Raw genomic sequence first — 12,726 nt, forward strand, 5'->3', positions numbered from 1 at the left:
GGGCACCCGCCATGAATCGCCGACTGGACAATGAACGCATCATCCGAGCTCCCCGCGGCAGCGACATCAGCGCAAAGAGCTGGCTGACCGAAGCGCCGCTGCGCATGCTGATGAACAATCTGGATCCCGATGTCGCCGAGCGTCCGAGCGAGCTCGTGGTCTATGGCGGCATCGGCCGCGCGGCGCGCGACTGGGAAAGCTTTGACCGGATCGCTGCCTCCTTGCGCAAGCTGGAAGGCGATCAGACGCTGCTGGTGCAATCCGGCAAGCCGGTCGGGGTCTTCCGCACCCATGCCGATGCGCCGCGCGTCCTGATCGCGAATTCGAATCTGGTGCCGCATTGGGCGACGCTCGATCATTTCAACGAGCTCGACCGGCAGGGCCTGATGATGTTCGGCCAGATGACGGCCGGCTCCTGGATCTACATCGGGAGCCAGGGCATCGTGCAGGGGACTTACGAGACCTTTGTCGAGGTCGGACGCCGCCATTATGGCGGCAGCCTCGCCGGCAAATGGATCCTGACTGCCGGCCTCGGCGGCATGGGCGGCGCGCAGCCGCTGGCCGCGACCATGGCGGGCGCCTCGATGCTCGCCGTCGAATGCCAGCCGAGCCGCATCGAGATGCGCCTGCGCACGGGCTATCTCGATCGCCAGGCGGCGACGCTCGACGAGGCGCTGACGATCATTGCCGACGCGACCAAGACCGGAAAGCCGGTCTCGGTCGGCCTGCTCGGCAATGCGGCCGAGATCTTTCCCGAGTTGGTACGCCGCGGCGTGCGGCCTGACATCGTCACCGACCAGACCAGCGCGCATGATCCGATCAACGGCTATTTGCCGAAGGGATGGACGCTCGCCGAGTGGGAAGCCAGGCGTGCCGCCGATCCGAAGGCGGTCGAGACGGCATCCAAGATCTCGATGGTCGATCACGTCCAGGCCATGCTGGATTTCCACGCGAAGGGAATCCCGACGCTCGACTACGGCAACAACATCCGCCAGATGGCCAAGGACATGGGCCTCAAGCAGGCGTTCGATTTTCCGGGCTTTGTCCCGGCCTATATCCGTCCGCTGTTCTGCCGCGGCGTCGGGCCGTTCCGCTGGGCGGCGCTGTCCGGCGATCCCGAAGACATCTTCAAGACCGATGCCAAGGTCAAGGAGCTGATGCCCAACGATGGCCATCTGCACAATTGGCTCGACATGGCGAAGGCGCGCATCAAGTTTCAGGGACTGCCGGCGCGAATCTGCTGGGTCGGCCTCGGCGATCGCCATCGCCTCGGCCTTGCCTTCAACGAGATGGTGGCGCGCGGCGAGCTGAAGGCGCCGATCGTGATCGGCCGCGATCATCTCGACAGCGGCTCGGTGGCGAGCCCGAACCGCGAGACCGAGGCGATGCGCGACGGCTCCGACGCGGTGTCGGACTGGCCGCTGCTCAATGCGCTGCTCAACTGTGCGAGCGGCGCCACCTGGGTGTCGTTGCATCACGGCGGCGGCGTCGGCATCGGGTATTCGCAGCATGCCGGCATGGTGATCGTCGCCGACGGCACGCCGGAGGCGGCGCGCCGGCTCGAGCGCGTGCTGTGGAACGACCCGGCGACAGGCGTGATGCGCCACGCCGACGCCGGCTATGAGACGGCGATCGAGTGCGCGCGCGCCAACGGCCTAGATCTTCCGAGCCTGCGGGCGTGAGGTGGCGTCGGCGAGGCGCCGCTCAAAGGACCTCGCCGACCACTTCAATCCGCCGACAGCGGTTCGCCGGTCAGCGACCAGCTTTCGCCATTGAATGTCGCGATCCGCAGGGTTCTGAACGGCGTGTAGTCGCCGGGGCGTGTGCCGATCGAGATGCCCGGCAGCATCATCGGCAGCCGCTCGCCGTTCAGCGAGGTCGCCTGCTTGATCAGGTTCTCGCGGGTCAGGTCGTCGCCGCATTTGCGCAGCGCCAGCTCGAGGGCGTGCACGTTCATATAGGCGACAAGCACGGAATAGTCGTCCGGATTGGCCGAAGGCGCGTAGGTCTTCAGAAAATCCTTGTAAGCCTTGACCTCGTCGTCATTGGCCCAGGCCGGATCGCCGGGCTGCTTGAGGAATTGCGTGGTGACCAGCCCCTTCGAGGCTTCGAGGCCCGCCGGCTTCAGGATGGTCTCGACCGATGCCGTCGAGCCGCCGATGATGTGCAGGGGCTTCCAGCCGAGTTCGTAGACCTTGCGGATCGATTGCGCGGCGGCCTTCGACGACGACTGCTCGATCAGCGTGTCGACGCCGGCGGCCTTGAGCTGGACGATCTGCGAATCGATCGTCGGGTCGGCGAGCTCGTAGGAGGCCTGGGCGACGATCAGCTCGGTCTTCGCGCCGAGACCGGCGCGGAGGCCTTTGAGATAGTCCTTGCCGTAGTCGTCATTCTGATACAGCACGCCGATCTTGGCGTCCGGCTTTGCGGTCAGGATGTACTTGGCGACGACGCGGCCTTCGGTTTCGAAGTCCGGGTAGAGCGGGACCGTCCACGGGAAGGTCTTGGGATCGTTGAAACGCCGTCCGCCGGCGGTGATGAACAGCTGCGGCACCTGCTTGGCGTTGAGGTATTTCTGGATCGCGACGTTCGGCGCGGTGCCGATCGTGCCGACCTCGGCCAGGACGCCGACATCCTCGATCAGCTTGCGGGATTGCTCGACCGCCTTCGGCGCGCTGTAGGCGTTGTCGAGCTGGGTGAAGTTGATCTTGCGGCCGTTGATGCCGCCTTTCGCGTTCAGCATCTCGAAATAGCCGACCACGGCGCGGCCGGCGCCGGCGCCGAAGGCGGAGGCCGGCCCGCTCAGCGGCGTCGACTGGCCGAGCTTGATCTCGGTGTCGCTGGCGCCGGGACCATAGGCCTTCTGGGCGTAGGCGGGCGCCGCCAGGAGGGCCGACAGCGCAATCGCCGCCAACGCCCGGTCGATGAGGTGGTTCAAGGTCGTTTCTCCCTGTAATTCGTTTCTTGTTGAAATCTGCGTTAGCGCAGCAGCTCGCGGGCGATCACCACCCGCTGGATCTGGTTGGTGCCCTCAAAAATCTGGGTCAGCTTGGCGTCGCGCATCATGCGCTCGACCGGATAGTCCATGGTGTAGCCGTAGCCGCCGAAGATCTGGACCGCGTCGGTCGTCACCTTCATCGCCATGTCGCTGCCGACGCATTTCGCCATGCTGGCAAGCACGTTGAGCCGCTTCCAGTCGCCGGCATCGCCGGCCCGGGCGCATTCATAGACCAGCGCGCGCGCCGCCTCGATCTGCATCGCCATGTCGGCGAGCATGAACTGCACGCCCTGGAATTCGGCGATCGGTTTCTTGAACTGCTTGCGTTCCTTGGCGTAGGCGACGCATGCATCGAGCGCGCCCTGCGCGAGGCCGACTGACTGGGCACCGATGGTCGGGCGGTTGAGGTCGAGCGCGCGCATCGACGCGCGGAAACCCTTGCCCTCCTCGCCGACGAGGTTTTCGGCCGGGACCCTGACGTTGTCGAAGAAGATCGGCGTATTGGGGGCGCCGCGAAAGCCCATCTTGCGCTCGTGGCGGCCGAACGTGATGCCCGGCATTGTCTTCGGCTCGACGATGAAGGCGCTGATGCCGTCGGCGCCGGCGCCGTCACTGGTCCGCGCCATCACCACGATGTAGTCGGCGACGACACCGTAGCTGCACCATTGCTTGCGGCCGTTGAGGACGTAGCTGTCGCCGTCCTTGCGGGCGCGGGTGTTGAGCGCGGCGACGTCGGAGCCGGCCTGCGGCTCCGAGATCGCGATCGCCGTGACCACGCCGCCCTTGGCGATGATCGGCAGGTATTTGCGGCGCTGCTCTTCCGAGCCGAAATGCAGCAGCGGCATGATGAACATGGTGTTGAGCGCCGCGATCGAGGCGCAGGCGGGCGAGACCTTCGAGATCTCCTCGCGCGCGATGCAGGCCATGGTCAGATTGCCGTTCGGGCCGTCATAGCGCTCCGGCACCCAGAGCTGCATCAACCCCAGCTCGCCGAACAGCTTGACCAGCTCCAGCGGAAAGCGGTCGGTCTCGTCGATCTCGGCGGCGATCGGCGCCACGTGCTTGGCGACCATCCTGCGCACGTTGTCGCGGAACGCGACCTGCTCTTCGGAAAAACTCATACGGACTCCCCGTCGTTTTCTTTGCTGGAAGCCGAAAAAGGGGCTTCCATTGAATGGGTGATCCATTTAATAATTCACCGCATGAGCACCAAGTCAAGTCCTCGCGCGCCGCGGCGCCCCCGTACCGCCTCGCCGAACCGGCGGGAGCGGGCCTCCGATCTGCGCGCCGCCGGAGCGGCAGCCGCGCCGACATTCAAGCCGATCCACACAAGGCGGACATTCGAGGAGATCTGCGAGCGGATTCGCGAGCAGCTGGCGCTCGGCGTATTGAAGCCGGGCGACAAGCTGCCGGCCGAGCGCGAGCTGGCGCAGCAGCTCGGCGTCAGTCGCAATGTGCTGCGCGAGGCACTGCGCAGCCTCGAAATGGCCGGCGTTCTGAAGCTGCAGAAGGGTGTCAAAGGCGGCGCCTTCATCCAGCAGGGCGACACCCGACGCATGAACGAGGTGATGCGCGACATGCTGAGCCTCGGGACGATCTCGGTGCGGGAATTGTCGGAGGCGCGGGTCCACGTGCTCGACCTCGTGGTGCAGCTCGCCTGCGCGAACGCGCGCCGGGCCGACCTCGATGCGCTGGAAGCCAATATCGAGCGGACCGAACTCGCGACCAGGGAAGGGCGCCTGCTCGACCGGGTCGAATGCTCGCGCGAATTCTACAAGCTGCTGGCAGCGTCGACCGGCAACAAGGTGATTGCGATGATCGTGGACTCGGTCACCGAGATCCACATGCGCTTCGTCTATGCCAAGGTCGCCTCGAGCGGCGTTGCGATGGCGCGGCTGACGGAGAAGCGGCGCCAGTTCCTGGCGGCGCTGAGCGAACGAGACGTGGCGCTGGCGAGCCGGCTGCTGCGGTCGCACCTGGAATCCGTGCAGCGGATGCTGGAGCAGGACCCGGGGGCGATGTCGCTCCACGTCGCATTGGCGGACGTGCAGCCCGGGATGCGCCGGTAACGCGCTCAGCCCGCGAACAAATCAACACTCAAACAGCAATAACAATGGAGGCAAACGTGTCTAACTACGCCAAGTATGAATGTCTGACGGTCGAGGTCGCCGACAAGGTCGCGACCGTGACCTTGAACCGGCCGCAGGCGCGCAACGCGATCAATCAGAAGCTGATCCGCGAGCTGCGCACGATCTGGGACGACCTCGCCGACGATCACGCCGTCAATGTCGTGGTGCTGACCGGCGCCGGTGACTTCTTCAGCGTCGGCGGCGACGTGAAGGCGATGTCGGAGCGGCCCGGCGGCGACGTGCTCGAAGAGGGCGAGGTGCACGATCCGATGATCAGCCGGCGCGGCGTGACGCGCCAGCTCGAGCTCGACAAGCCGATCATCGCGGCGATCAACGGTGACGCCATCGGCCTGGCGGCGACCCATGCGCTGCTCTGCGACATCACCGTGATGGCCGAGGACGCGCGGATCGGCGACACCCACGTCTCCCGCGTCGGCCTGGTCGCAGGCGACGGCGGCACCGTGATCTGGCCGCTGCTGATCGGCATCAACAAGGCCAAGGAGTTCCTGATCCGCGGCACCCTGCTGAAGGGCAAGGAGGCCGAGCGGATCGGGCTGGTCAATCACGTCGCGCCGCGCGCGGAGGTGTTGGCGAAGGCCCGTGAGATCGCGATCGAGCTCGCCAACGGACCGACCTGGGCCATTCGCTGGACCAAGCTCTCGATCAACCAGATCGTCAAGGAGCGCGTCAACATGCTGCTGGAAGCCTCGATGGCGCTGGAGCAGGTGACGTTCGAGACCGCCGACCACAAGGAAGCGACGATGTCGTTCAAGGAAAAGCGCAAGCCCAGGTTCGGTCAGGGCTAGGCCGGGCGATGACGGCGACCGAACAAGCCGACGACGTCACGGCGATGCTGCGGGATTCCCTGCGTGGATTCCTCGATGAGCATTGGCGTCCGCGCGGCGCGACGGCGTCGTCCTCGCCGGACGAGATATCGGCGGTCTGGCGCAAGCTGGTCGGGCAGGGCGTAGCCGCTCTCGGGGCGCAGGGGGATGAAGGCGGGCTCGCCGAAATCCTCGTCGTCATGGCCGAGCTTGGCCGTGTCGGATGTCCGGCGCCGATGTGGTCGGCGGCACTGGCCAATCTTGCGATTTCCGGATCGCAGGCCGACGCCGTGACCGATCTGCTGGCGCGGCTGCATTCCGGGACGGCGATCGTCGCCTTCTCGTTCGGCGCGTTGGATCCGGATCGCGGCACCGGTTCGATCGAGGCCGCGAACAGCGCGGCAACGGGCGTGCTCCGCTGTGTCGAGGCGGCGGGAAGTGCCACGCATCTCCTGGTCGCACTCGATCAGGCTCATCTTGCGCTGATCGAGCTCAGCGGCCCCGGCGTCGAATGCGTCGCCACCCGTGCGATGGGGGCGTGGGGGCTCCATGAGGTGCGGCTGAACGCAGCCCCGCTCACACCCATTCCCGCGGGCGGCGTCGACCTGGACGAGCTCCGCATCAAGGGCAAGGCGATGTTGACCGCGCGCGCTTGCGGCGCTGCGCGGCGTGCGTTCGAGCTGGCCGTTGACTACGCCAGGGAGCGACACCAGTTCGGGCAACCGATCGGCAAGTTCCAGGCGATCCAGCACAAGCTGGCGAATTGCCTGATAGCGCTCGAAGGAGTCAGGCTGATCCTCGATCACACCGCCAGGCTGCACGATGGCGGCGAGGTCGATTGGCGCTACTTCGCCGATTGCGCATCGGCTTTCTCCGGCGGCGCGCTGCGGCAAGTCGCGCTGGAGACGCAGCATACGTTCGGAGCGATCGGCTATGCCGAGGAGCACGAGGCGCCGATCCATTTCAAGCGCGTGCATCTCGATACGGTCGCCCTCGGCGGTGCCTCCGATGCAAAGCGCAGGCTGGCCAGCCGGCTGTTGGATGCGGGTGGTGCAGGGCTGCCGCAATACGACCTCGGGACTGCCGGAAATGCGTTTCGTGAGCAGGTCCGAAGCTGGCTCGCGCAAAACTGGTCCGGACGACGGAAGGACGTGTTCGATCAGAAGCCGTTCGCCAAGCGCGAATTCGATGCCGGCTTCGCCCGCGATATCGGCGACACCGGCTGGATCGGCCTCGGCTGGCCGGAACAGTTCGGCGGCCAGGCACGCTCCCCGCTGGAGCAGATCGCGTTCATGGAGACGATGGAGCAGGGCGAGGCGCCGCGGATCGGCGCGGCGATCCAGGCCAATGCGCTGATGATGTTCGGCACGCCGGATCAGCAGCAGCAGTACCTTCCGGAGATCCTGCGCGGCGAGGCGATGCATGGCATGGGCTACAGCGAGCCGCAGGCGGGCTCCGACCTTGCGGCGCTGCGCACCAGCGCCGTGAGGGACGGCGATCATTGGGTGATCAACGGTCAGAAGATCTGGACCACCACCTGGTGGGGAAAGTACATGTTCCTCGCCGCGCGGACCGACAAGGACGCCAAGCCGCCGCACGCCGGCATCAGCATGTTCATCGTGCCGATGGATGCGCCGGGGATTACGATACGTCCGTCCGCAACGATGTATGACGGCACGTTCGCCAACATCTTCTACGACAATGTCCGCATTCCCGCCGAGAACCTCGTCGGCGAGATCAATGGCGGCTGGAAAGTGTTGACCGGCGCGTTGGCGTTCGAGCGCGGGCTGGTCGGCGGCGGCATCGTGTTGAAGGTCGCGCATGCCTTCGAGCAGTTGCGCGCGCATGTGATGGCGGGGGAAGGCGATCGGTCGCTGGCCGGCGACCCGATCGTCCGCGACAGGATGGCGACGCTGGCCTCCGAGATCGAGATCGGCCGGCAATTGATGATGCATTGCGCCGAGCTTGCCGCCGATGGCGTGACGCCGCCGGAATATGGCGCGATCAGCAAGGTGTTTTCCGGCGAGCTGATGGAACGCTTCGGCGAGGCTGCGCTCGACATCCTCGGGATGCGCGCCGCGCTGTCCGAGCAGATGCCGGGCGCGATCGACAACGGCCGCTTCGAGCAGAACCTGCGGCATTCGCTGATGTGGGTCATCAGCATCGGGACCAACGAAATCCAGCGCAGCCTGATCGCGCAACGCGCGCTCGGGCTGCCGAGATAGGAGAGATCGGATGCAGAAGGATGGCGACAGGGCGCCGCTCGCGGGTGTACGCGTGCTCGATTTTTCCATCATGGTGGCAGGCCCCTATTGCGCACGGCTGCTTGCCGATGTCGGGGCGGAGGTCATCAAGATCGAGCCGCCGGAAGGTGACGACATGCGGCTGCGAACGCCGCTGCGCGACGGCCACAGTACCTATTTCGGCCAGCTCAATGCTGGCAAGCGCAGCCTGGCGCTGGACCTGAAGAACGCCGACGCCATCAAGCTCGTTCATCGCATGGTCGCGGAGACAGACATCCTCGTCGAGAATTTCCGTCCCGGTGTGATGGACCGGCTCGGCCTCGGCTACGAGACGCTTCGCGCCATCAATCCGCGGCTGATCTATTGCTCGATCTCGGGCTATGGACAGTCGGGCCCCGCCGCCGAACGCGCGGCCTATGCCATGATCGTGCATGCCGAGAGCGGATTCGATACCTCGCTGATGCGCTATGCCGGTGACCGCGAGCGTCCCGCGGCAGGAGCGATCTTTGTCGCCGATATCCTCGGCGGCATCTTCGGCTATTCCGCGATCCAGACTGCGCTGGTCCAGCGCACGCGGACGGGCGAGGGGCAGCGCGTCGACGTCGCGCTGATGGATTGCATGCTGAACCTGCTGGTCTACGAACTCCAGGAGGCGCAATTCCCGATCCGCGCGCCGCGCCCGACCTATGGGCCGGTGCGCACCCGCGACGGCGACATCCTGATCGCGCCGGTCACACCGCGCAATTTTGCCGCGCTGTGTGAGGTCACCGGGCAGGAAGAGCTGGCGAACGATCCGCGTTTTGCGACCATTCCGGCGCGCGGCGCCAACTGGACCGCCATGATGCAGGTGATCGAGAAATGGACGGAGCGTCACACCGCCGCCGAATGCATTGCAGCGCTGGATCACGCCGGCGTCCCCTGCGCCGAATACCGGGCGCCGGGCGCGGCGCTGACCGATCCCCATCTGCGTCAGCGGGGGGTATTCGGGACGGTCACGGATGGTGCCGGTGATTTCGTCGGCGTCAGCGCGCCATGGCAGATGTCCGGGGCCGATACGCCGATCGGCAGCCACGTGCCCAGCATCGGGGCGCAGCGCGATGACGTGCTGTCGCGGATCCTGGGACTGTCGCCCGACGCCATCGCGGCGCTTGCTGCTGCGGGGACGTTTGGGAAGCCTGCGGCCTAAGCGGGATCTCAACGATCGGACGACGCGTCCGGCGGTGGAGCCTTCGCGATCGCCAGCAGGCATTTCAGGAAATGTGCGCGATCTTCCTTGCGCAGCGGAGCCAGCATGATCTCCTGCAACTCGGCCGCGGCCGGGATCACGGCCAGCAGCGCTTCCTCGCCCTTGGCGGTGATCTGCACCTGAAGCGAGCGGCGGTCGTCCGGATTGTCCTTCTTCGCGACCAGCTTGCGCGCCACCATCCGTTTCAGCATTTCGCTGAGCGTGTTGCGATCGCAACTGATCCGGTCCGCCAGCACGGAGGGGGTGAGCGGACCCAACTGGTACAGCGCCATCAGCACGCCGAACTGCCGCGGCGTGATGTCGCTCTGGCGCGTCATGCTTTGATAGAGCCCGTCGTAGCGGGCCTCCAGCAGCCGCAGCAGAAATCCGACGCCGCCTTCCAGTTGCCAGTCGCGCGCAACGTCTGCAGCCGAGCTGGTCTTCTTCGCCTTGTCGGCTGCCATGCCGTTGTTCGATCCCGATTTCACGAATTTGCGTTAGCCGTTAGCAGCTTGGCCTGACGTCCTCAACCCTGCGGTCAATCGCACCCTGGCCGGTTCGCGGCGCGATGCAATGGCTTTCGGCCCTTGTCAGCCATCCGATCATGTAGTACGTATACGTATCAAATGAAGGTGTCGTTCAGGGAGGTTGCTGTTGGAGCTGCGCGAGCTGCTGTCGATTCCCTATCTGCTTGAGGCCGAGGCGGTCGAAACCGAGCCGGGACATTGGCGGGTTCGTCTCGCCTATCCGGAGCTGCCGGGATGTACGGCCGAGGCGGCCGTCGTCGAGGACGCGCTCGGGGAGCTCGAGCGGCGTCGCATCGAACTGATCGTCGGCCTGGTGGAGGAGGGCAGGCAACCTCCCATTCCACGCAAGCCGCTCGCCGCATCCGACCCGCTTTGGACCGCACAGGACCTCGGGCTTTCCGACCGCGTCGCCGCGCTGCTGGGTAGTGCGGCCGGTCCGACCACCCGCAATTGAAGGAGGCAAACCATGCTCTCGCGCGAAGACAATGAACGCCTGGTGAGGGTCGGCAAGGGCACCCCGCTCGGCGATCTGTTTCGGCTTTACTGGATTCCGTTCCTGCCGTCGGCTGATCTCGCCAAGGACGGGCAACCGAAGCGGATCCGTTTGCTTGGCGAGGATCTGGTCGCGTTCCGCGACACCGAGGGCCGCGTCGGGTTGGTCGACCAGGCCTGCCCGCATCGCGGCGCGCCGCTGATCTTCGCACGAAACGAGGATTGCGGGCTGCGTTGCGTCTATCACGGCTGGAAATTCGACGTCACCGGCGCGGTGACGGACATGCCGGCGGAGCCGGTGCGAAGCCGCCTCAAGGAGCGGGTACGGATCAAGGCCTATCCCTGCAAGGAGCGCAACGGGATGATCTGGACCTATATGGGTCCCGACCAGGCCGAGCTTCCGCCGTTGCCGAACCTCGAATGGAATCTGGTGCCGGCCGAGCAGGTGCACATCTCGGTGCGCGTCCAGGAGTGCAACTGGCTGCAGGCGGTCGAGGGCGAGATCGACTCCGCCCACGCACCGCTGCTGCACGGCCGGCTCGACGCCCAGGGCACGACCAGCGCCTGGATTCAGAAGCGCGATCTGCGGCCGACCTTCGAATGCATCAAGCAGGATTTCGGCATGAGCATTGCCGCGCGGCGCAATTACGACGCCAACACGCTGTACTGGCGCGTCAACCAGTTCCTGCTGCCGTTCTACACGCTGGTGCCGCCGCTCTCGCCGTTCCCGGATCTGAGCGGGCATGCCTGGGTGCCGATCGACGACGAGAACACGCTCTGCATCATGTTCTCCTATCATCCGTCGGAACCGCTGCTGGAGAAAACCCGGCAGGTGTTCGCGGAGGGCCACAAGGGCCGCGAGAGCGGTCATGCCAGCCGCCATGCGCTGGTGCAGCACCCGGTGACGGTGCCGTATGCCGGCTACTGGACCAGATACAATCCGCAGAACGGTTTCCAGTTCGACTACGAGGCGCAGCGGACCACCTGGTTCTCGGGCCTGCCGGGGCTCTGGGTGCAGGACGGCGCCTGCCAGAGTGGCGTGTCGCCGATCTTCGACCGCACCAAGGAGACGCTCTGCTCGAGCGATACCGGCATCGCGATGACTCGGCGCTTCATTCTGGAGGCGCTCGGCGCCTATCGCGAGCACGCGATCAAGCCCAAGGGGGTCTTGGACCCCGACGTGTTCATGGTGCGGGCGGTGTCGCTGCGGTTGCCGCCGGAGGATTCCTGGGTCGATGTCGGCGCGCCGTTCATGCGGGCGAAGCTCGGTGCCGATTTCGGGTACGAGCTGTGAGCGGATCCGGCCACATGGCCGACGCGCAGCAGGTGCTGGTCAAGCGCATCGGCTACGAGGCCGAGCGGATCCACTCCTATGAACTGATCGCGCCGACCGGCAGCGAACTGGCCCCGTTCACGGCTGGCAGCCATATCGACCTGCATCTGCCGAACGGCATGATCCGCAGCTACTCGCTGGTCAACGATCAGCGCGAGCGGCATCGCTATGTCATCGCGGTGAACAGGGATGCCGAGAGCCGTGGCGGCTCCAGCTTCGTTCACGACACCGTCAGGGTCGGGGAGATCATGACGATTTCCCCGCCGCGCAACAACTTCGCGCTTTGCGAACAGGCCGAACACTCGATCCTGATCGCCGGGGGTATCGGCATCACGCCATTGCTGTCGATGATCCGGCGCCTGGAGGCGCTCGGCCGCCGCTGGGACCTGCACTACGCCGCGCGGACGCGTGCCGCCGCAGCATTTCTCGACGAGCTCGGCGCGCTCCGATCCGATGCCCGCCTGCACGTCGATTTCGACGACGAGCGAGCCGGACGGGTGTTCGATCTCGCGGCCATCGTCGGAACCGCACCGGCACACGCGCATCTCTATTGTTGCGGGCCAGTGCCGATGCTCGCGGCATTCGAGGCGGCGACCGCCGATCGCCCGGCCGATCGCGTGCATGTCGAGTACTTCAAGGCGCGGGAAGCGCCGGCCACCGAGGGTGGCTTCGAGGTCAGGCTCGCGCGGAGCAACCGCACGATCGCGGTCGGGGCCGGCAAGACCATTCTCGATGCGCTGCTGGATGCCGGGATTGCCGCTAACTACGCCTGTACCGAAGGGGTCTGCGGCACCTGCGAGACGCGCGTGCTCGACGGCATACCGGATCATCGCGATCAGTTCCTGAGCGAAGAGGAGCAGGCGACCAACAGGAGCGTGATGATCTGCTGCTCGGGCGCGAAGTCCGGCACGCTGGTGCTCGATCTCTGAGAACAACAACACAAGATGGGTGGAAA

The 12,726-nt window shown here is 65.9% G+C and carries 11 protein-coding genes; 8 read left to right on the forward strand and 3 right to left on the reverse strand.

Annotation, left to right across the window (positions count from 1 at the left end):
* Window positions 1-11: 11 nt before the first annotated feature.
* Window positions 12-1,682 carry a urocanate hydratase gene (gene hutU, locus CK489_RS23205; RefSeq protein WP_095733934.1) on the forward strand — a complete coding sequence of 557 codons (1,671 nt, stop codon included), beginning with the start codon at window positions 12-14 and terminating at the stop codon, window positions 1,680-1,682.
* A gap of 44 nt (window positions 1,683-1,726) precedes the next feature.
* Here hutU and CK489_RS23210 read toward each other — a convergent pair whose 3' ends face one another.
* Both CK489_RS23210 and CK489_RS23215 read right to left on the reverse strand, forming a co-directional pair.
* Entirely contained in the window at window positions 1,727-2,926 is a 1,200-nt protein-coding gene (locus CK489_RS23210) for an ABC transporter substrate-binding protein (RefSeq protein WP_198961047.1), read from the reverse strand.
* Window positions 2,927-2,979: 53 nt separating this feature from the next.
* Window positions 2,980-4,119 carry an acyl-CoA dehydrogenase family protein gene (locus CK489_RS23215; RefSeq protein ID WP_095733936.1) on the reverse strand — a complete coding sequence of 380 codons (1,140 nt, stop codon included), beginning with the start codon at window positions 4,117-4,119 and terminating at the stop codon, window positions 2,980-2,982.
* Window positions 4,120-4,200: 81 nt separating this feature from the next.
* Here CK489_RS23215 and CK489_RS23220 point away from each other — a divergent pair, with 81 nt between their 5' ends.
* From CK489_RS23220 to CK489_RS23235, 4 genes are read left to right on the forward strand one after another with little or no spacing between them, the layout of a single operon-like run.
* Window positions 4,201-5,067: a FadR/GntR family transcriptional regulator gene (locus CK489_RS23220; protein WP_095733937.1), complete on the forward strand. Its 867-nt coding sequence runs from the start codon at window positions 4,201-4,203 to the stop codon at window positions 5,065-5,067.
* A gap of 56 nt (window positions 5,068-5,123) precedes the next feature.
* Complete coding sequence (locus tag CK489_RS23225; protein ID WP_245350482.1) at window positions 5,124-5,933, forward strand: enoyl-CoA hydratase/isomerase family protein; 810 nt, start codon at window positions 5,124-5,126, stop codon at window positions 5,931-5,933.
* An 8-nt stretch (window positions 5,934-5,941) separates the two neighbouring features.
* Window positions 5,942-8,176, forward strand: coding sequence for an acyl-CoA dehydrogenase family protein (locus tag CK489_RS23230; protein ID WP_095733939.1), 2,235 nt, complete (start codon window positions 5,942-5,944; stop codon window positions 8,174-8,176).
* Between the two features lie 10 nt (window positions 8,177-8,186).
* On the forward strand, window positions 8,187-9,380 hold the full coding sequence (locus CK489_RS23235; RefSeq protein ID WP_095733940.1) for a CaiB/BaiF CoA transferase family protein: 1,194 nt from the start codon (window positions 8,187-8,189) through the stop codon (window positions 9,378-9,380).
* A gap of 8 nt (window positions 9,381-9,388) precedes the next feature.
* On the opposite strand, the gene CK489_RS23240 is transcribed toward CK489_RS23235, so the two are convergent.
* Window positions 9,389-9,883: a MarR family winged helix-turn-helix transcriptional regulator gene (locus CK489_RS23240; RefSeq protein ID WP_050627878.1), complete on the reverse strand. Its 495-nt coding sequence runs from the start codon at window positions 9,881-9,883 to the stop codon at window positions 9,389-9,391.
* A 190-nt stretch (window positions 9,884-10,073) separates the two neighbouring features.
* Here CK489_RS23240 and CK489_RS23245 point away from each other — a divergent pair, with 190 nt between their 5' ends.
* The 3 genes from CK489_RS23245 to CK489_RS23255 are packed head-to-tail and all read left to right on the forward strand — an operon-like array spanning window position 10,074 to window position 12,700.
* Window positions 10,074-10,400 (forward strand): hypothetical protein, encoded by a 327-nt coding sequence (locus tag CK489_RS23245; protein ID WP_095734625.1) that lies wholly within the window; start codon window positions 10,074-10,076, stop codon window positions 10,398-10,400.
* Window positions 10,401-10,412: 12 nt separating this feature from the next.
* Entirely contained in the window at window positions 10,413-11,732 is a 1,320-nt protein-coding gene (locus CK489_RS23250; protein ID WP_095733941.1) for a Rieske 2Fe-2S domain-containing protein, read from the forward strand.
* 14 nt (window positions 11,733-11,746) lie between these two features.
* Window positions 11,747-12,700: a PDR/VanB family oxidoreductase gene (locus tag CK489_RS23255; RefSeq protein ID WP_095733942.1), complete on the forward strand. Its 954-nt coding sequence runs from the start codon at window positions 11,747-11,749 to the stop codon at window positions 12,698-12,700.
* Window positions 12,701-12,726 lie beyond the last annotated feature (26 nt).

It is taken from the genome of Bradyrhizobium sp. UFLA03-84, assembly GCF_002289535.1.
Classification (GTDB): domain Bacteria; phylum Pseudomonadota; class Alphaproteobacteria; order Rhizobiales; family Xanthobacteraceae; genus Bradyrhizobium; species Bradyrhizobium viridifuturi.